The sequence below is a fragment of the Inquilinus ginsengisoli genome (assembly GCF_050434925.1).
In the GTDB taxonomy this organism is placed as follows: Bacteria; Pseudomonadota; Alphaproteobacteria; order DSM-16000; family Inquilinaceae; genus Inquilinus; species Inquilinus ginsengisoli_B.
The window spans coordinates 2,921,843-2,939,444 of record NZ_JBNDJK010000001.1 but is presented as its reverse complement, the minus strand read 5'-3'; the positions used below and the strand labels follow the sequence as shown (position 1 = coordinate 2,939,444).

Genomic DNA, 17,602 nt, shown 5'->3' with positions numbered 1-17,602 from the left:
GGCGATGCCTGCGCCGTTATTGAATGACGACCGCCATATATGCTCGTCACTATCATTATGCAAGTAACTTCGGGCGACCGAAATGGACATGGCCGGGCACGAGGCCCGGCCATATGCTGGAACACTGCTCTTTGATGCGGCTCGTGAAGCCCTAGCCGGTGGCCGGGCCGCCACCCGCATCCTGCAGGATGAACGCCGCCGCCTTCTCGCCGATCACCACGCAGGGCGCCATGGTGTTGCCGGTGGTCACCCGCGGCATGATCGACCCGTCGGCGACGCGCAGCCCGTCGATGCCGTGGACGCGCAGCCGGCCGTCGACGACGGACAGCGAGTCCCGGCCCATCCGGGCGGTGCCGGTCTGGTGCCAGTAGGTCGCCGCCCCGTCGCGCGCGAAGGCCTCCAGGCTGTCGCCCGCCAGGGCACCCGGCATCACCTCGCGCCGGACGAAGGGCCGCAGCGCGGCGGAGTTGCCGATATCCCGGCACAGCTCGATCGAGCGGATCAGCGCCTTCATGTCGGTCGGGTCGGACAGGGTATTCGCCTCGATCGCCAGAGGATCGGCCGGGTTTCGCCCTGTCAGGCGCAGCCGCCCTTGACTGCGGGGCCGGACAATGCCGGCCAGCATCGACCAAGACCCGGCCGGCGGCTCGTAATGGGCCGTTTCCGCCGTGCTGAATGGCGCTTCGAGCTGGAAGGGCTGCAGGTCCGGCGTGTCGAGCGACGGGTCGCTCTTCCAGAAGAAGGTCGCCTCCGCCGCATTGTTCCGGGGCGTGATCGGAGTCCTGGCTTCCCAGACGCAGGGGACGAAGAGATGGTCCTGGAAGTTACGGCCGACACCCGGCAGGTCCGCCACCACACCGATGCCGGCGCGGACCAGGTCGTCCGCATGGCCGACACCCGACTGCATCAGCACCTTCGGGGTGTTGATCGCGCCGAGCGAAAGGACGATCTCGCTGCCCGCGGCGATGCGCTTGGACCGGCCCTCATGCAGGATCTCGACCGCGATGGCGCGCCGGCCATCGAACAGGATCCGGGTGACCAGCGCGCCGGTCAGCACGGTGAGGTTGGGCCGGTCCATCAGCGGATAGGCATAGGTGCGGAACACCGACAGGCGCCGGCCGTCGCGGATCCGAACATTGGCGATGGCCGCGCCGCCCTCGCCTTCCATCAGCGCGCCGTTCTGGTCGTCATAGGTCGGGATGCCCACCGACCGGGCGCCCTCCAGCATCGCCCAGGCGACCGGGTGGGGGTCGCGTGCCGGCTCGACATGGACCAGGCCGCCCTTGCCCCGCCGCAGCGGATCCGGCGCGCCCTGCCAGTCCTCGATCCGGCGGTAGACGCCGAGCACCGCCTCGTAGCCCCAGCCGGGATCGCCCGCCGCTTCGGCGAAATGCTCCCAGTCGTTCCGGTGGCCGCGGGCCCAGACCATGACGTTGATGCTGGAGCCGCCGCCCAGCACCCGGCCCATGGAGAGCGGCAGCCGGCGCCCGTTGAGGGCCGGGTTGGCCTCGGCCTGGAAGCCCCAGTCCCGCTCGGTGCCGAGGTTGGCGGGCCATTGCCCGGCCTGCCGCACGCTGTCGACGTCATCGGTGCCGCCGGCCTCCAACAGCAGCACGGAGGCCCGCCCGTCCTCCGCCAGGCGGCGGGCCACGACGGAGCCGGAGGAGCCCGAGCCGCAGACGATGAAATCGTAGCCGGGCTTCAGGGCCGCGCGCAGCCGGCGCTGGTTGGCGGCAACGGCGACGGCGTGCCCCGCCGCGTCGGCATCGGGGCTGATGGTCTCGTCCACTGAATGTCCTTCCTATGAAGCCCAGGCCGTTCCAAGCCCGCACGATGGTTGAATTATCAAATATATCAATTATAGTAAATACATCAAATTTTGGAAACTCATAGGATCGCGGTGGGATTGTCCATAACGGGATCGCTAGAATGGCCGGGCAAAAGGAAGGCCGAATGCCGAACGACATCCTGACCACCGCGCAGGCGGCGAAGCTGCTGGGCATCTCCGTCCGCACGGCCCAATTGCTGATCGAGGGCGGATCGCTGACCTCGTGGAAGACCCCGGGCGGCCATCGCCGCGTGTACCGTGCGGATGTCGAGGCGCTCGTCTCCGGCACCGTCCCGGCTCCCGCCTTCTCCTCCGCACTGGTCATCGTGGTCGCGTCCCGCGCCCGGCTGGGCCGGTACGAAGAGGTCCTGCGCGGCGTCGGGGAAGCCCTGATGGACGGCTATGACGACGTCCACGCGGCGGCCTTCGCCATCGGCTCGCGCCTGCCGGGCGTGGTGGTCGTCGATCTCGAGGACGGCGATGCGGAGCGGGCGGCGCTGCTGCGCAGCCTGACGGCCAATCCCGCGCTGGGCAGCACGCACATCCTGGCGGTGGGCGGCCCCGGCCTGGCCTCGCCCGATCTGCTGCCGGATGCCGTGCGGGACCTGCTGCGCGACCGGACGGATCCCTCCGACACCGCCGATCCCGCCCCTCCCTACGCGCTGGCGGCGAACGAGAACCAGCGCCTCGCGGCGCTCGACCGGTCCGGGTTGGTACGGTCCCCGCCGGAGGAGGACTTCGACCGGCTGACTTGGCTTGCCGGCCGCTGCCTGGCTGCACCGATCGCCCTGCTGACGCTGCTGACTCCGACCCGCCAGGTCTTCAAGTCGCGGCAGGGGCTGGACATGGCCGAGACGCCGCGCAGCTGGGCCTTCTGCAACCGCACCATCCTGCAGAAGGGGGTGTTCGCGGTCGAGAACCTGGCCCTGGATCCGGAGTTCAGGGCGAATCCCGCGGTCACCGGCGAGCCCGCCTTCCGCTTCTATGCCGGCGCGTCGGTGGTCGATGCCGATGGCTTCGCCTTGGGGTCGCTCTGCGTCATCGACCATGTCCCGCGGATCCTGGACGAGGAACAGCGGCGCTGCCTGCTGACCCTCGCCGCCCTGGCGTCGGCCGAGGTGCAGCGGCGGGACACCGGCCGCCGGCTGCGCCGGGCCCTGGAGTCGCTGAATCGCCGGCACGGCCAGACCGCCGGGCGCTAGCCGGGCACCGCCGGGCCGGATGGCCTTCTCCGTCCGGCATCTCCGGTTTGCGATGGATCGACGGGCCCCGGGGCGGCAGGATCGGCGTGATGGGGACCCACGAGATCTTCCTGCACTTCCTGACCACGGTGAAAAACCCGCTGGTCCTGGCCGCCTGCCTCCTGACCGTGCTGTTCAAGCCGAGCCGCTGGGCCATTCGGCTGGTCACGATCGCGACGGCGCTGGCATGGGGGGTGTTCAGCGTGACGGTCGTCCGCCCGTCCGACCACCCACTCCTGGCCCTGGCGATCAGAGGGGTGGCGGGCGCGCTGGTCGCCGAATTGGCCCTGGTCGTGGTCGTGCCGATGATCGTCCTGGGCCTGGCCGCCGCGCGGTCGCTGCTGGCCTGGCTGCGCCCGCGATCCTAGCCCAGCCGCAGTCGACGCGTTCCCGTTGCGCGGCCCGGCCCTTCGCGTCCAGAATGCCGCCACGCCGCCGAGGACATGCCCGCAACCCGCCCCGACAGGGCGAGAGGTGACCTTTGAGTCGCGACCGCCAGCTGCATCTCGGCGCCTTCATGCGCCCCGTCAGCATCCACACCGGCGCCTGGCGCTATCCCGGTGCCTATCCGGATGCCAATTTCAACTTCGGCCACCTGAAGCGCTTCGCCCAGACGCTGGAGCGCGGCCGCTTCGACGCCTTCTTCATGGCCGACCACCTGGCCGTGCTGAACATGCCGTTGGAGGCGCTGAAGCGCAGCCACACGGTGACCTCGTTCGAGCCGTTCACCCTGCTGTCGGCGCTGGCCGGCGCGACCGAGCGGATCGGGCTGGTGGCCACCGCCTCGACCACCTTCGACGCGCCCTACCACATCGCCCGGCGCTTCGCCTCGCTGGACCATATCAGCGGCGGCCGCGCCGGCTGGAACATCGTCACCACCTCGAACCCGGACGCGGCGCTGAACTTCGGCCTGGACGAGCACATGGAGCATGGCGAGCGCTACGACCGCGCCCGCGAGTTCTACGACGTGGTCACCGGGCTGTGGGACAGCTGGGCCGACGACGCCTTCATCCGCGACGTCGAGAGCGGGATCTATTTCGACCCGGCCAAGCTGCATGTGCTGGACCACAAGGGGCCGCATCTGTCGGTGCGCGGGCCGCTGAACATCGCCCGGACGCCGCAGGGCTGGCCGGTGATCGTGCAGGCCGGCGCATCGGAGTCCGGGCGGCAGCTGGCGGCGGAGACGGCGGAGATGGTGTTCGCCGCCGGCTCCACCCTCGCCGCCGGGCAGCGCTTCTACGCCGATGTGAAGGGCCGGATGGCGGCGGTCGGCCGCGACCGCGACCATCTGAAGATCCTGCCCGGCGCCTTCGTCGTGGTCGGCGACACGGTCGAGGAGGCGCGGGCCAAGCGGGCGAAACTTGACAGCTTGGTGCATTACGAGAGTGCCATCGCCTCGCTGTCGATCGCGCTGGGCACCGACGCCTCGGGCTTCGACCCGGACGCGAAGCTGCCGCCGATCCCGGAGACCAATGCCAGCCAGACCGGCCGCGAGCGGGTGCTGGAGCTGGCCGAGCGCGAGGGGCTGACCGTGCGCCAGCTGGCCCAGCGCCTGGGCGGCTATGCCGGCCTGGCCTTCGTCGGCACGCCGGCGACGATCGCCGACGAGATGGAGGAATGGCTGGAGACCCGGGGTTCGGACGGCTTCAACGTGATGTTCCCGTACCTGCCCGGCGGCCTCGATGATTTCGTCGACCGGTTGGTGCCGGAGCTGCAGCGCCGCGGCCTGTTCCGGAAGGAATACGAGGGCACGACTTTGCGCGACCATCTCGGCCTGCCGCGGCCGAAGAACCGGTTCTTCTAACTAAGCGCCTCGCAGGCCCCGGGAGCCGCCCCGCAAAGGCCGGCTCTCGGGGCTAGGAGTAAAGGGGCGCCAGGGTCTGAAGCTCGCCTGCCGATTCGTTGATGCCCGGATTGGAAAGCTAGAAAATCCTCCGGTTCTTCATTCCCTGTCGCTAGCTTGACCACGCCCCTGCAGGAATGAAGCCCGCTTCATGCCGGGCCGGCCAATGCACCGTTGTGATGGTGGCATGCGGCGGCTGCGACGATCACTCCCTCGCCAGAGATCATGTCCGGAGTGATGGGCCGCCAGCGGCACCCAGCCGATAGCCAACCGGCATGTGGGGAGCGGTGTACCAGCGCCAGGTGTCCGTTATGAAGGTTCCGAAGAAGCGTTCCCCGGTTTCATCATCCTCACCCAGCCATATGCACACGCCGCCGGGCGTCAGAGCCCGGGCTCGGGGTTCTGAAGCTTGTTCCAGATCGGCAGGAGGGGAATTCCATGGACTCTCCCAAACCGCTGGATCTCCGGCAGGGTCGCGGTAAGGGGGCGGAACCCGTCGTCATGAAAGCGCAGCCGCCCCCAGCCGGTGAAACGGTTGTCCCGTCCGCGCCCCACCTGCAGATAGTCCACTCGATCGCGGTATAGGCCACGAGCGTAGAAGCCGATCTCCACCGACCCGTAGTACCAGCAGGGCGAGCTGCCCCGCTGATAGGCCCAGCCTCCGGTCTGCGGATATCCGAGAATGCGCCGGACATCGGATCTCTTCATGCCCTCACGAATGGGGCCGATGCGGCCGGTCTTCAGGAACTCGGCCAACGATGTCTCTACAGTTCGCATCCCGGCTCACTTCGCGTGGCGCCCCGTCATGATCTCTATGGCGCCTTCCTCGGATGCCTCGGCCGTCATCCCCCCGACCAGCCGCCGGATGTAGTCGATCGAGCGGGCGGCGAAGGTCTTCCAGTCGGACGGGTTGTCGTGCTCGACCACCAGCACCGCGGCGCGAGTCTTGCCGAACAGCGGGGCCAGGGACGGCCAGTCGATGATGCCGTCGCCGGTCGCGGCCCAACCCTCGTCGGCGGCGGTGCCGGCGGGGGCCGTGTCCTTCAACTGGATCGCGGTGATGCGGTCGGCGTAGCGCGCCAGTTCCTGCGCCGGGTCGGCCCAGCCGCGGGTGACCCAGCCGATGTCGATCTCGAAATCGACGCCCGGTCCCGCCGCCTCCAGCAGCAGGTCGATCGGCCGGTGGCCGTCCTCCAGCCGGCGGTACTCGAAATCATGGTTGTGCCAGGCGACCTTCAGCCCCTCGGCCTTGGCCGCTGCGGCACCCTCCGCCAGTTGCGCCCCAACCCAGCGCCAGCCATCGGCGGTGATGCTGCGCTCCGCCGGGGTCAGGTAGGGCGGGATCAGCGTGTCGGTGCCCAGGGCATGAGCATAGTCGAAGAACCGCTGCGGCTCGGCCACCAGCCCGGCCAGCGGCATGTGGAAGCCGGAGCAGGCGAGGCCGGCGGCATCGATCTGGCGGCGGAATTGGGCGGGGTCGGCCTCATAGGCCGGCAGCCAGGGCTCGACCGCGTCGTAGCCGCATTGCGCCAGCCAGTCGAGCTGGGCCTCGAGCGGCGGGAAATGGCGGGCGGAGTAGAGCTGGAACGAGATCGGGGAGCATCATGGTCACCGGCTCGGAGGGCGTCGACCGGCAGGTTAGGCACGGCGCCCCCTGCCCCGCCAGCCGGATCGAGGCGGCGATGTCCGCATTCGGAACAAACCGCCGCCGGCACCGTGCCGCATTGACAGAGGAGCGGCCTCCCATGCTCTGATTGTTGCAAGGAATCGTCGACTCGCATTGCGGGATCGGGGCACTGGCATCCAGGGAGGCAACGAAATGTCGGAGACGACCGGGACCCAGCCGGGATCAGCCATGGGACCGACGCTCGACCGGCGTCGCTTCCTGCAGGGCACCGCGGGCGCGCTGGTGGCGCCGGCGGTGGCGGGGCTGCCGGCCATGGCGCGGGCGCAGGACAAGGTCGAGCTGCTGTTCTGGGCCTGGACGCCCGACATCCCGAGCCAGATCGACCTGTTCCAGAAGAGATACCCCGGCATCTCGGTCAAGCTGGAGAATGTGGGCCAGGGCCCGCCGCACTACGTCAAGCTGCGCAACGCGATCAAGGCCGGCAGCGGCCTGCCGGACGTGGCGCAGATGGAGTTCAACTCGATTGCCAGCTTCAAGCAGCTGGGCGTGCTGGCCGATCTGGCACCGCACGGTGCCGGCGAGATCGGCAGCGCCTTCGTCGACTGGACCTGGAAGTCGGTGACCGACGGCGACAAGGTCTATGCCGTGCCCTGGGACAGCGGGCCGATGGGCCTGCTGTACCGCGCCGACGTGTTCGACAAGCACGGCCTGTCGGTGCCCGAGACCTGGGGCGACTATGCCGAGCAGGCGATCAAGCTGAAGGAGAAGGCGCCCGGCACCTTCATGTGCGATTTCGGCGCCTCGGATGCCGGCTGGGTCTGCGCCGTGCTGTGGCAGGCCGGCTGGCGGCCGTTCCACCTCGACGGCACCAGCATCAAGATCGCGCTGAACGACGACATCGCCAAGAGATGGGCCGCCTATTGGCAGAAGCTGATCGACGCCAAGGCGGTCGACGTCAAGCCGATGTGGACCACCGAATGGTTCGCCGGGCTGGATGCCGGCACCTACGCCTCCTGGGTCACTGCGGCCTGGGCACCGGTGCTGATGCAGCAGTCGATGAAGAAGAGCTTCGGCCAGTGGCGGGCGGCGCCGATGCCGCAATGGGAGAAGGGCGGCAAGGTCACCTCGAACTGGGGCGGGTCGACCTTCGCCGCCTTCACCTCGTCGCAGCACCCGAAGGAGGCCGCGCTGTTCGCCCAGTTCATGGGCAGCGACCCGGAGGCGGCGCGGCTGTGGAACACCAAGCAGTTCCTGTTCCCGGTGCTGAAATCGCTGATCGACGACAAGGAGCTGATGGGCCACGGCTACGACTTCTACGGCGGCCAGAAGGTCAACGAGATCTTCGTCGTCTCCGAGAACCAGGTCGACCCGAGCTTCGAGTTCGCGCCGTTCCAGGACTATGTGAACCAGCAGCTGCAGGACGAGATGGCCGCCGCCATTGCCGGCAACGGCACCCTGGCCGAAGCCTTCGACCGCGTGCAGGACACCGTCGTGGCCTATGCCAACGACCAGGGCTTCACCGTCCTCTGAGCTCGGGGCCGGCGGGCCCGCCGTGACGGCGGCGCCCGCCGATGTCCCTGCTGCAGGCCGGGCCCGAATCCTGGTCGGCCGCAAGCTGGCGCCCTACGTCTTCCTGGCGCCGTTCCTGCTGCTGTTCGCGGGTTTCCTGATTGCGCCGCTGCTCTATGCCTTCCAGATGAGCCTGTTCCGGGAGACGCTGGTCGGCGGCGCCCGCTTCGTCGGGCTCGACAACTATGTCCGCGCCATCCACGACAAGAACTTCTGGGACGGCGTCGGCCTGCTGCTGCAGTTCGGCCTGATGCAGATCCCGGTGATGCTGGGGCTGGCGCTGCTGTTCGCGCTGATCCTCGACAGCGGCCTGGTGTTCGCCCGCGGCTTCTTCCGCGTCGCCTTCTTCATCCCCTATGCGGTGCCGGCGGTGATCGCGACGCTGCTGTGGGGCTATCTCTACGGCCCGGCCTTCGGCCCGTTCAGCCAGCTGTCCGAGGCGATGGGCTTCGGCAAGGTCGACTTCCTGTCCGGCGGCGGCCTGCTCCCCTCCCTCGCCAACATCGCGGTGTGGGAGTACATGGGCTACAACATGATCATCTACTACGCGGCGCTGCAGGCGGTGCCGCGGGACCTGGAGGAGGCGTCGGCGATCGACGGCGCCACGGCGCTGCAGCATTCCCTCCGGATCAAGCTGCCCCTGATCGTGCCCACCATCATCGTCACGGTGATCTTCTCGATCATCGGCACGCTGCAGCTGTTCACCGAACCCTATCTGATGCGCAACCTGGCGCCGAGCCAGATCAACAGCCATTACACGCCGAACTACTACGCCTACACCCTGGCCTTCATCTCGCAGCAGTACAACTACTCGGCGGCGATCTCCTTCGTCCTGGGCGCGGTGGTGGCGGTGGCGTCCTACGGCTTCATGCTGCTGACCAACCGCAGGGGGCGCCGGTGACGATCGCCGCGCGCACCGTCCGCTCCGCCGGCTTCCGCCGCCAGCGCTGGCTGCTGACCGCGGTGCTGGGGATCTACTTCGTCTACACCTTCATCCCGCTGCTCTACGTCATCGTCTCGGCGACCAAGACCAATGCCGATCTGTTCGGCACCTTCGGCCTGTGGTTCGCCGGCGACTTCAATCTGTGGGAGAATCTGCACGGGCTGTTCACCTACCAGGACGGGGCCTTCGCGCGCTGGCTCCTGAACACCTTCCTCTACGCCGCGATCTCCGGCCTCGGCGCCGCCCTGCTGGCCACCTGCGCCGGCTATGCCTTCGCCAAATTCCAATTCCGGGGCAAGAACCTGTTCTTCGCCCTGGTGCTGGGCGCGGTGATGATCCCGCAGACGGCGCTGTCGGTGCCGCTGTTTCTGATGCTGTCGAAGATCGGGCTGGTCAACACGCCGATCGCGATCATCCTGCCGTCGATGGTGTTCCCGCCGGGCGTGTTCCTGATGTGCGTCTACATCCAGGACGCGGTGTCGAACGAGTTGATCGAGGCCGGCCGCGTCGATGGCGCGGGCGAGCTGCACATCTTCGGCAAGATCGCCTTCCGGCTGCTGATGCCGGGCTTCGCCACGGTGCTGATCCTGGCCTTCGTGTCGACCTGGAACAACTACTTCCTGCCGCTGGTGATGCTGAACTCGTCGGAATACTTCCCGATCACCGTCGGCCTGTCGCAATGGTACGCCTCGGCCACGTCCGGCAGCGGCGGCACCGTGCTGTTCACCATCGTCATGGCCGGGGCGCTGGTCAGCATCCTGCCGGTGATCGCCGCCTTCCTGTTCATGCAGCGCTGGTGGCAGGGCGGGCTGGCGTCGGGCGGGGTGAAGACCTGATCCAGGCCCGGATGAGCCCGGGTCATGCGCCGATGAATTCCTCCCATTTGCCCCCTGCCCGGCCGCCGGGAATGATCGGCCGGCATTGCGGACAAGGGAGGATCCGGTGGCGGTGGTGCCGATCAAGGGACTGTACGAGACGCATCTGACGGTCAGCGACCTGGACCGTTCGATCCGCTTCTACCGGGATGTGCTGGGGCTGCCGCTGGCCCACACCATCCCGGAGCGCCATGTGGCGTTCTTCTGGGTGCCGAGGCCGGAGACGGCGATGCTGGGGCTGTGGTCGATCCACAGCGCGCCGATGTCGATGCGGCTGCACATCGCCTTTTCGGTCGACCTGCCGGATGTCGAGGCCTCGGTCGCCAGCCTGCGCGCCGCCGGGCTGACGCCGCGCCGCGCCGGCAACGGCCCGGAGATCCGCGAGCCGGTGGTGCTGACCTGGATGCCGGCCGCCAGCGTCTATTTCCAGGATCCGGACGGGCATTCGCTGGAATTCCTGGCGATGCTGCCAGGCCGCTCCCGGCCCGACCTGCCCTGGATGGGCCTGTCGGAGTGGCGGGCGCTGCAGGTCGAGCAGGGCTGACCCCCGGCGTCGGGCATGCGGACGAAATCGACTCGACTCCCTTTCGCCCGAAGGTATAGAACATTTAGCGAACATTGGATCAGCCCGGAGGTCGCCATGAAGCATCGCAGGGGTCCGTTCAGCGAGGACATCCGGGCTGCGCTTCGGCCCGGGCCGCACCGCATCACCGACGCGATCCGGGCCCGGCGCGAGGAGGTGATCTGGGGCGCGCAGGAGCTCGGCCTGGGCGACGATGAGACCGACGCGCTGCTGCGGGCGGGCCTCGACACGGCCGAACGCCGTGTCTTCGGGGACGCGGGAAAAGACCGCTGACGGCCCAGGTGCGGGATCGCGTACAGAACAACTGGGAGATTGGCCTGCGCCTGTCCGACATCTCGGCCGGCACGGGCATCGTGGCGAAGTGCGGGAAGTGCCACCGGCGGCGGGAGTTGGACCGGCGGCGGCTGGTGCAGCGCTTCGGCGGTGATGCCCGGCTGTTCCGGATCGAGATGGCGCTGCGGTGCACCGGATGCGGCTCGGAGACCGCCTGCCGGATCGAGCTGCAGGCGGCGCGGCGGGATTGATCGGCATCAGTCAACTCGCTCAGGACTGAACCGATCGCCCGCTCGCCCCGTTGAACAGGGGAATCCGCGAAGCGAGGCCGCCATGAGGCGTTCCGGACTCCTGCTGCACCGCCTGCTCACCGCCCTGTCGCTGGTTGCGGCGCTGGCTTTTGGCATGGGGCCATTGGCGGCGCTGGCCTCGGATGCCCCGCACGACGACGGTGCCTGCCTGGCAGCGGCCAGCGCCCAGCGCCCGGCCGCCTCCGGCCATCACGGCAGCAGCGCCCATTCGTCATCCTGCTGCGGCACGCTGTGCGTCCCGGCTCTGGCCGCCGACGATGCGTCCGTGCCGCCGCCGGACCTGATGCCCACCGGCGCGATCCATTCCGCCGACACGTCGGAGACCGGCATCGAGCTCAGCGGCCCCAGCCCGCCTCCACGTCCCTGATCGCTCCTCCAATCACCCAACAATCACCCGTCACGGAGCGATTCCATGCAGCACCTTTCCGCGGAGATCCGGGCGTGCATCGACGAATGCACCCGCTGCCACCAGACCTGCCTGTCGACCGCGATGTCGCATTGCCTCGAGGCAGGCGGACAGCATGTCGAGCCGAAGCACTTCCGGCTGATGATGGCCTGCGCCGAGATCTGCCGCAGCGCGGCCGAGATCATGCTGATCGGCACCGAGCACCACCGGCGCGTCTGCGCCGCCTGCGCCGAGATCTGCGACGCCTGCGCCGCGGATTGCGAGCGCATCGGCGACATGCAGGACTGCGTCGACGCCTGCCGGCGCTGCGCCGAATCCTGCCACGCCATGGCGGCCTGATGGCTGGATTCGTGTCTGGTGCGGACGGCGGGACTCGAACCCGCACTCCCGAAGGACGCAGATTTTAAGTCTGCTGTGTCTACCGGTTCCACCACGTCCGCACGGGGTCCGTCTATGGCGCGCCCCCGCCCGCCGCGCAAGCCGAATGCGGCTTGCCGGCGGGCGGATCGCTCCCCATTGTCCGGGGCATGAGCGATTTCCAATGGATCCACCTGATCTGGCTGGTCGCCGCGCTGATCCTGGTGGCGCCGGCCGTGCTGCGCCGCGGCTGGGACGGTCGCGGCCTGCTCTATCTCGCCGCCTGGCTCGGCATCGCGCTCCTCATCGGCTTGGCCTACTCGCTCTTCTCCGGCTCTGGGCCGGCGGTGCCGCCGAGCGAGACCACCAGGGAACGCACAGCCTCGGTGGCGGAGGACAGCTTTTCGGCATCGGTGCCGCGCAGCACCAGGCTGGTGCCGAACTTGCCGGCGCGGAAATACGGGTAGCTGCCGACCGACAGCTCCGGATAGACAGCGGCGATGGCGCCGAGCCCGGCGGCGATCACCCCCTCGCCCAGGTCGCAGGTGACGGTGCGGCTGAGCACCTTGTCGCCACCGGCGAGCGTCGGGGCGATGCCGTCGAACATCGCCTGCATGATCCGCGGCACTCCGGCCATGACGTAGACATTGCCGATGCGGAAGCCGGGCGCGGCGCTGACCGGGTTGTCGATCAGCGTGCCGCCCTCCGGCACATTGGCCATGCGCAGCCGCGCCTCGTTCAGCTGGCCGGCCTCATAATGCGCCTCCAGCCGCCGCACCGCGTCCGGGTGGCGCAGCAGGGGCACGCCGAAGGCGCGGGCGATGCATTCGGCGGTGATGTCGTCATGCGTCGGCCCGATGCCGCCGGTGGTGAAGACATGGTCGTAACGCGCCCTGAGCGCGTTGACCGCCGCCACGATCTCCTCCGGCACGTCCGGCACCACCCGCGCCTCGCTCAGGCGGATGCCGAGTTCGGTCAGCCGCTCGGCCAGGAAGCCCATATTGGCGTCCTTGGTGCGGCCGGAAAGGATCTCGTCGCCGATCACCAGAACGGCGGCGGTCACGATGCGCGTCTCGGTCATGGTCCTGCCCTGGGCTGAGTCGGGCGATGCTATCGCCCGGACGGGCCGCGAGACAGGCTGAAAATGCTAGCGATAGCCGGTGGCGTCGGCCGGCTTGCCCGCATCCTGCACCTCCGGCACATAGCGCCACGCGTCGGGCTGCGAGCCGTCGAGGTCGGTGAAGCCGTAGACCCGCGCCAACTGGCCGCTGGACAGGGACTGGCCGTTCCACCGCGCCCGGTCCGGGTCGGCCGCCAGCGCCGCCACGGCGCGGCCGGTGAAGCGCGGCGTTTCCGAGATGATGAAATGCGGCTGGATCTTCGTCGCGTCCCGCCAGTTCTCCTCGCTGACCTGATAGGCTTCCAGCATCATCTCCGACCGCATCCAGCCGGGCGTCAGCGACACCGAGGTGGCGCCGTGCGGCGCCAGGTCCTTAGCATGGGACCAGCCCATCCGGTTCACCGACACCTTGGCGAGGTCGTAGAAGGGCGACAACCGATAGTGGTCGGCATTGTACTCGGCCGTGCCGTCGGTGACCTCGACCAGCAGGCCGCCCGGGCGCCGGATCATGAGCGGCAGGGCATGATGCGCGGTGATCAGATGGGTGTGCACGCCGAGCTGCAGCAGGCGCAGCCCGTTCTGCAGATCGTGTTCCCACACCGGCTTGTTCCACTCGAACAATGTCTCGCCGCCCCAAACGTCGTTGACCAGGATGTCGAGCCGCCCCTGCTCGTCGGCGATGCGGGCGACCAGGCGCTCGACCTGCTCCGGCACCAGATGGTCGGTCTGCACGGCGATGCCGCGGCCGCCGGCGGCCGAGACCAGCTCCGCCGTCTCCTCGATCGTCTCCGGCCGCCGGTACTCCGAAGGCTGGCCGCGGATGCTGCGCCCGGTGACGTAGACGGTGGCGCCGGCCGCCCCCAGCTCCACCGCGATTCCCCGCCCGCACCCGCGGGTTGCGCCCGCGACCAGGGCGACCTTTCCGTCCGCCGGCAGCGGCATCGTCTCCTCCATCGGCTTGCCGAATTTATAAATGATCGTTCGGTTACAAACGAGAGTCAAGCCGCCGTGGCACCACGGCGGACTGCATGCCGGTCCTGCGGCGCCGGCCCTGGCGCCCGGCCGAGTCGCCCCCATATCCCGCCGGGTGGCGACCGCGCGGCGGCGGTGGTATAGGCTAAGGATGATGCGAGACAGGATAGAAAGCGTGACCGAGGTGGAACCCCAGACCCGCGAGGAAGGCCACATCCCCCTGCATGGCGAGGCCGAGTTCGCGGCGATGCGGCGTGCCGGCCGGCTGGCGGCCGAGACCCTCGACTTCATCGCCCCGCATGTGAAGCCCGGCGTGACCACCGACGAGCTGGACCGGCTGTGCGACGGCTTCATGCGCGACCATGGCGCGGTGCCGGCGACGCTGGGCTATCGCGGCTATCCGAAATCGAGCTGCATCTCGCTGAACCATGTCGTCTGCCACGGCATCCCGGGCGACCGGACGCTGGAGAACGGCGACATCCTGAACATCGACGTCACCCCGATCCTGGACGGCTGGTATGGCGACAGCAGCCGGATGTACGTCGCCGGCGACAAGGTCGCGGTCAAGGCCAAGCGGCTGATCGAGGTGACCTATGAGTCGATGATGCGCGGCATCGCCGCGGTCAAGCCCGGCGCCACGCTGGGGGATATCGGCCACGCCATCCAGAGCTATGCCGAGGGCCATCGCTTCTCGGTGGTGCGCGACTTCTGCGGCCATGGCGTCGGCAAGGTGTTCCACGCCCCGCCCAGCATCCTGCATTACGGCCGGCGCGGTGACGGGCTGGCGCTGCGCGAGGGCATGATCTTCACCATCGAGCCGATGATCAATGCCGGCCATTGGGCGGTGAAGATCCTGTCGGACGGCTGGACCGCGGTGACCCGCGACCGCAGCCTGTCGGCCCAGTTCGAGCACACGGTCGGCGTCACCCGGGACGGGGTCGAGATCTTCACCCTGTCCCCCGCCGGCCACACTCAGCCGCCATATCCGGTGCCGTGACCGAGGCGCCGGACGCGACGGACCCGGTTCCCCACTACAGCGGCCATCGCGACCGGCTGCGGCAGCGCTTCCTCACCGCCGGCGCGGCGGCGCTGGCCGATCATGAGATCCTTGAGCTGCTGCTGTTCTCGGCGATTCCGCGGCGCGACACCAAGCCGCTCGCCAAGCAGTTGATCGCCACCTTCGGCAGCCTGGGCGCGGTGCTGGCGGCGACGCCGACCCAGTTGGCCCAGCGCGGCGGCCTGAGCGACATCAGCGTCGCCCTGCTGAAGGTGGTGCAGGCCGCAGCCGAGCGGCTGCTGAAGGAACAGGTGACCGACCGCCCCGTGCTCGGCTCCTGGCAGGCGCTGCTGGACTATCTCGGCGTCGCCATGAAGTTCGGCGGCACCGAGCAGGTGCGGATTCTCTATCTCGACCGCAAGAACGCGCTGCTGGCGGACGATGCATCGGCCCAGGGCACCGTCGACCAAGCGCCGGTCTACCCGCGCGAGGTGGCGCGCCGAGCGTTGGAGCTCGGCGCCAGCGCGTTGATCTTGGTCCACAACCATCCCTCCGGCGACCCGACCCCATCGCGCGCCGACATCGAGATGACCAAGGCGGTGGCGCGGGCGCTGGAGACGGTCGGGGTGACCCTGCACGACCACGTCATCGTCGGCCGCAGGGGCCATTCCAGCTTCAGGAGCCTGGGGCTGCTCTGATTCAGCCCGGAACCGGCGCATCCTCCCGCACCAGGCCTTCGCGCTTCAGCCCGGCCCAGAACTCGGCCGGGATCGGGGTCGCGATCAGGGCGTGGTTGCGCTCCACCTCGTCCGGCTTGACCGCGCCCGGGATCATCGAGGCGACCACCGGATGGGCCAGCGGGAACTGGATCGCCGCGGCCGGCAGGGGCACGCCGTGGCGGCGGCACACCGCCTCGATCCGGCTGACCCGCTCCAGGATCTCCGGCGGCGCCTCCGTGTAGTTGTAGCGGGCACCGGGCACGGCGCCGGTCGCCAGGATGCCGGAATTGTACGGGCCGCCCAGCATGATGCCGATGTTGCGGCGCTGGCACAGCGGCAGGAAGTCGTCGAGCGCGGTCTGCTCCAGCAGGGTGTAGCGCCCGGCCAGCAGAAAGCAGTCGAAATCGCCGCCCTCGGCGAAGCGCATGCAGGATTCGACCTCGTTGACGCCGACGCCGATCGCCTTGACCACGCCCTCCTCGCGCAGCTTGAACAGCGCCTTGTAGGCCCCGGCCAGGGCCTCCTGCAGGCGCTGCTCATAGGCCTCGCGCGAGCCGTGGGTCCAGATGTCGACGTCGTGGATCAGGAGGATGTCGATCGAGGAGATGCCGAGGCGCATCAGGCTCTGCTCGAAGGAGCGCATGGCGCCGTCATAGCTGTAGTCGAACACCGGGTTGAACTCGAGCCCGCCGGCCCAGGTGCCGCGGTCGACCCCGCCGCGCCCCGGCGGCACGAAAACGCGTCCGACCTTGGTCGACAGCACATAGCTGTCGCGCGGCCGCGGCCGCAGCGCCTGGCCGAAGCGGTGCTCGGACAGGCCGTAGCCGTAGAACGGCGAGGTGTCGACCAGGGTGACGCCCAGCTCCAGCGCCTTGGCCATGGTCTGGATCGCCTGCGCATCGGGCAGCCTCTGATAGAGGTCGCCGAGCGGCGCGCCGCCGAAGCCGAGCTGGGTGACGGGAACGCCGCTCTTGCCCAGCGGGCGCGTCGCGATCGGGTCCATGGGCCGTTCCTCTCTGATCGTCTTTGGGCTCAGTCGAGCCGGTAGAAGGCAGTGGCGGTGTCGCGATAGAGCTGCCGCAGCTGCGCCTCCGACGAATCCGCGAGGATGGCGTCCAGCGTGTCGACCCAGCGGCGATAGCTGGCGGCCAGCTCGCAGACGGGCCAATCGCTGCCGAACATGGTGCGGTCGAAGCCGAAGCAGTCAATCGTATGACATATGTACGGCTCGATCTGGTCCCGGGTCCAGCCCTTGTGATCGGCTTCGGTGACCACCCCCGACAGCTTGCACCAGACGTTCGGCAGCGCCGCCAGGGCCCGCATCTGGTCGCGCCAGGGCTGGTCGATCCCCTCGCGGATCCCCGGCTTGCCGATATGGTCGAGGACGAAGCGGATCTCCGGGCAGCGGCGCACCAGCTCGAGCGCGGCGTCGAACTGCGGATGGAAGATGCAGAGGTCGAAGGACAGGTCGTATTCGGACAGAAGCTGCACGCCTTCGACGAAGCCGGGCCGGATGCAGAAATCCACCGCCTCGCCCTGGATCAGCCGGCGGATGCCGCGCAGCTTCGGGGTGGCGGCGTGCAGGGCGTCGAGCTCGGTCCGCACCGCCTGGCCGTCCTCGATCGCCGCCGCGGCGACGATCGCGCCGAGCCGGGGATCGGCGAGGGCACCGACCCAGCGCGCCTCCTCGACCCGCTGCACCGGGGCGACATCGACCTCGACGAAGACATAGCGGTCGATCGCCACCCCGTCGCGCTGCCGGTCATACACGTCCGGCAGGTGGCGCGACTTCAGGCTCGGCGCCTGATCCATCCACGGATACGACAATATATCCGGATCATAAATATGGACGTGGCTGTCCACGATCGGAAAACCGGGCACGTGAAACCTCCACCACCAGCGACATCTTATGTTTCCAGGACTTTAGTCTAAAAAGCC

Annotated in this window: 20 protein-coding genes and 1 tRNA gene; 13 read left to right on the top strand and 8 right to left on the bottom strand. The window is 68.8% G+C overall.

What is annotated here, in order from left to right:
- Positions 1–151: 151 nt before the first annotated feature.
- Entirely contained in the window at positions 152–1,789 is a 1,638-nt protein-coding gene (locus tag QFZ27_RS13920) for a GMC family oxidoreductase (RefSeq protein ID WP_429226989.1), read from the bottom strand.
- A 164-nt stretch (positions 1,790–1,953) separates the two neighbouring features.
- Here QFZ27_RS13920 and QFZ27_RS13915 point away from each other — a divergent pair, with 164 nt between their 5' ends.
- From QFZ27_RS13915 to QFZ27_RS13905, 3 genes are all read left to right on the top strand, one after another.
- Positions 1,954–3,030, top strand: coding sequence for an excisionase family DNA-binding protein (locus tag QFZ27_RS13915; protein ID WP_429226988.1), 1,077 nt, complete (start codon positions 1,954–1,956; stop codon positions 3,028–3,030).
- A gap of 89 nt (positions 3,031–3,119) precedes the next feature.
- Complete coding sequence (locus tag QFZ27_RS13910; protein WP_429226987.1) at positions 3,120–3,437, top strand: hypothetical protein; 318 nt, start codon at positions 3,120–3,122, stop codon at positions 3,435–3,437.
- A gap of 113 nt (positions 3,438–3,550) precedes the next feature.
- On the top strand, positions 3,551–4,873 hold the full coding sequence (locus QFZ27_RS13905) for an LLM class flavin-dependent oxidoreductase (protein ID WP_429226986.1): 1,323 nt from the start codon (positions 3,551–3,553) through the stop codon (positions 4,871–4,873).
- Positions 4,874–5,293: 420 nt separating this feature from the next.
- Here the strand turns inward: QFZ27_RS13905 and QFZ27_RS13900 are convergent, their stop codons facing one another.
- Positions 5,294–5,668 carry a hypothetical protein gene (locus tag QFZ27_RS13900; RefSeq protein ID WP_429226985.1) on the bottom strand — a complete coding sequence of 125 codons (375 nt, stop codon included), beginning with the start codon at positions 5,666–5,668 and terminating at the stop codon, positions 5,294–5,296.
- A gap of 27 nt (positions 5,669–5,695) precedes the next feature.
- On the bottom strand, positions 5,696–6,445 hold the full coding sequence (locus tag QFZ27_RS13895; RefSeq protein ID WP_429232453.1) for a sugar phosphate isomerase/epimerase family protein: 750 nt from the start codon (positions 6,443–6,445) through the stop codon (positions 5,696–5,698).
- A 286-nt stretch (positions 6,446–6,731) separates the two neighbouring features.
- Between QFZ27_RS13895 and QFZ27_RS13890 the strand changes: the two genes are divergently transcribed.
- The 8 genes from QFZ27_RS13890 to QFZ27_RS13855 all read left to right on the top strand — a co-directional run bounded on the left by QFZ27_RS13890 (position 6,732) and on the right by QFZ27_RS13855 (position 11,838).
- Positions 6,732–8,069 carry an ABC transporter substrate-binding protein gene (locus QFZ27_RS13890; RefSeq protein ID WP_429226984.1) on the top strand — a complete coding sequence of 446 codons (1,338 nt, stop codon included), beginning with the start codon at positions 6,732–6,734 and terminating at the stop codon, positions 8,067–8,069.
- A gap of 22 nt (positions 8,070–8,091) precedes the next feature.
- Complete coding sequence (locus QFZ27_RS13885; RefSeq protein WP_429226983.1) at positions 8,092–9,009, top strand: carbohydrate ABC transporter permease; 918 nt, start codon at positions 8,092–8,094, stop codon at positions 9,007–9,009.
- Complete coding sequence (locus tag QFZ27_RS13880; RefSeq protein ID WP_429226982.1) at positions 9,006–9,887, top strand: carbohydrate ABC transporter permease; 882 nt, start codon at positions 9,006–9,008, stop codon at positions 9,885–9,887. Before QFZ27_RS13885 ends, QFZ27_RS13880 begins: the two co-directional genes overlap by 4 nt.
- A 106-nt stretch (positions 9,888–9,993) precedes the next feature.
- Entirely contained in the window at positions 9,994–10,470 is a 477-nt protein-coding gene (locus tag QFZ27_RS13875; RefSeq protein ID WP_429226981.1) for a VOC family protein, read from the top strand.
- Positions 10,471–10,566: 96 nt separating this feature from the next.
- Positions 10,567–10,782: a hypothetical protein gene (locus QFZ27_RS13870; RefSeq protein ID WP_429226980.1), complete on the top strand. Its 216-nt coding sequence runs from the start codon at positions 10,567–10,569 to the stop codon at positions 10,780–10,782.
- 8 nt (positions 10,783–10,790) lie between these two features.
- On the top strand, positions 10,791–11,033 hold the full coding sequence (locus QFZ27_RS13865) for a hypothetical protein (protein ID WP_429226979.1): 243 nt from the start codon (positions 10,791–10,793) through the stop codon (positions 11,031–11,033).
- An 82-nt stretch (positions 11,034–11,115) separates the two neighbouring features.
- Positions 11,116–11,460 (top strand): hypothetical protein, encoded by a 345-nt coding sequence (locus tag QFZ27_RS13860; RefSeq protein ID WP_429226978.1) that lies wholly within the window; start codon positions 11,116–11,118, stop codon positions 11,458–11,460.
- A gap of 45 nt (positions 11,461–11,505) precedes the next feature.
- Positions 11,506–11,838, top strand: coding sequence for a four-helix bundle copper-binding protein (locus tag QFZ27_RS13855; RefSeq protein WP_429226977.1), 333 nt, complete (start codon positions 11,506–11,508; stop codon positions 11,836–11,838).
- Positions 11,839–11,854: 16 nt separating this feature from the next.
- Here the strand turns inward: QFZ27_RS13855 and QFZ27_RS13850 are convergent.
- The 3 genes from QFZ27_RS13850 to QFZ27_RS13840 all read right to left on the bottom strand — a co-directional run bounded on the left by QFZ27_RS13850 (position 11,855) and on the right by QFZ27_RS13840 (position 13,918).
- Positions 11,855–11,939, bottom strand: a tRNA-Leu gene (locus QFZ27_RS13850).
- 233 nt (positions 11,940–12,172) lie between these two features.
- Positions 12,173–12,937: a competence/damage-inducible protein A gene (locus QFZ27_RS13845; RefSeq protein WP_429226976.1), complete on the bottom strand. Its 765-nt coding sequence runs from the start codon at positions 12,935–12,937 to the stop codon at positions 12,173–12,175.
- Between the two features lie 66 nt (positions 12,938–13,003).
- Complete coding sequence (locus QFZ27_RS13840; RefSeq protein WP_429226975.1) at positions 13,004–13,918, bottom strand: SDR family oxidoreductase; 915 nt, start codon at positions 13,916–13,918, stop codon at positions 13,004–13,006.
- 214 nt (positions 13,919–14,132) lie between these two features.
- Here QFZ27_RS13840 and map point away from each other — a divergent pair, with 214 nt between their 5' ends.
- Entirely contained in the window at positions 14,133–14,945 is an 813-nt protein-coding gene (gene map, locus QFZ27_RS13835) for a type I methionyl aminopeptidase (protein ID WP_429232452.1), read from the top strand.
- Positions 14,942–15,643, top strand: a complete 702-nt coding sequence (gene radC / locus QFZ27_RS13830) for a RadC family protein (protein ID WP_429226974.1) — start codon at positions 14,942–14,944, stop codon at positions 15,641–15,643. Before map ends, radC begins: the two co-directional genes overlap by 4 nt.
- 1 nt (position 15,644) lies before the next feature.
- Here the strand turns inward: radC and QFZ27_RS13825 are convergent, their stop codons facing one another.
- Both QFZ27_RS13825 and QFZ27_RS13820 read right to left on the bottom strand, forming a co-directional pair.
- Positions 15,645–16,667, bottom strand: a complete 1,023-nt coding sequence (locus QFZ27_RS13825) for an aldo/keto reductase (RefSeq protein WP_429226973.1) — start codon at positions 16,665–16,667, stop codon at positions 15,645–15,647.
- Positions 16,668–16,696: 29 nt separating this feature from the next.
- The gene (locus QFZ27_RS13820; RefSeq protein WP_429232451.1) at positions 16,697–17,527 is read right to left on the bottom strand and encodes an amidohydrolase family protein; all 831 of its coding nucleotides are present in this window, start codon (positions 17,525–17,527) and stop codon (positions 16,697–16,699) included.
- Between the last annotated feature and the right edge of the window lie 75 nt (positions 17,528–17,602).

Bases quoted from the DNA above. Each gene is read 5' to 3' on its own strand.
- QFZ27_RS13825 (WP_429226973.1), bottom strand. From the start codon at position 16,667: ATGGACCCGATCGCGACGCGCCCGCTGGGCAAGAGCGGCGTTCCCGTC.
- QFZ27_RS13915 (WP_429226988.1), top strand. From the start codon at position 1,954: ATGCCGAACGACATCCTGACCACCGCGCAGGCGGCGAAGCTGCTGGGC.
- QFZ27_RS13890 (WP_429226984.1), top strand. From the start codon at position 6,732: ATGTCGGAGACGACCGGGACCCAGCCGGGATCAGCCATGGGACCGACG.
- QFZ27_RS13860 (WP_429226978.1), top strand. From the start codon at position 11,116: ATGAGGCGTTCCGGACTCCTGCTGCACCGCCTGCTCACCGCCCTGTCG.
- QFZ27_RS13840 (WP_429226975.1), bottom strand. From the start codon at position 13,918: ATGCCGCTGCCGGCGGACGGAAAGGTCGCCCTGGTCGCGGGCGCAACC.
- QFZ27_RS13855 (WP_429226977.1), top strand. From the start codon at position 11,506: ATGCAGCACCTTTCCGCGGAGATCCGGGCGTGCATCGACGAATGCACC.
- QFZ27_RS13910 (WP_429226987.1), top strand. From the start codon at position 3,120: ATGGGGACCCACGAGATCTTCCTGCACTTCCTGACCACGGTGAAAAAC.
- QFZ27_RS13870 (WP_429226980.1), top strand. From the start codon at position 10,567: ATGAAGCATCGCAGGGGTCCGTTCAGCGAGGACATCCGGGCTGCGCTT.
- QFZ27_RS13845 (WP_429226976.1), bottom strand. From the start codon at position 12,937: ATGACCGAGACGCGCATCGTGACCGCCGCCGTTCTGGTGATCGGCGAC.